Below are 412 nucleotides of genomic sequence, written 5' to 3' on the forward strand. Positions count from 1 at the left end.
CACTGCTAAAGGATAAGAAAATGGGCTTTTTGCAAGGCAAAAAAATTCTGATTACCGGCATGATCTCCGAGCGTTCCATCGCTTACGGCATCGCCAAAGCCTGCCGCGAACAAGGCGCGGAATTGGCATTCACCTACGTTGTCGACAAACTGGAAGAGCGCGTCCGTAAAATGGCGGCCGAACTCGGCTCCGAACTCGTGTTCCGCTGCGACGTTGCCAGCGACGACGAAATCAACCAAGTTTTCGTTGACTTGGGCAAACATTGGGACGGCTTGGACGGCCTCGTTCACTCCATCGGCTTCGCCCCTAAAGAAGCTTTGAGCGGCGACTTCCTCGACAGCATCAGCCGCGAAGCGTTCAACACCGCTCACGAAATCTCCGCATACAGCCTGCCTGCGCTGGCAAAAGCCGC

1 protein-coding gene is annotated in these 412 nt (G+C 55.3%); it reads left to right on the forward strand.

Annotated features, from left to right (window positions below):
• Nucleotides 1-20 precede the first annotated feature (20 nt).
• The coding region (locus tag ACTHSP_RS22265; RefSeq protein WP_440347044.1) for an SDR family oxidoreductase at nucleotides 21-412 on the forward strand (392 nt) is incomplete at its 3' end.

This window comes from Neisseria sp. P0001.S005 (genome assembly GCF_051963715.1).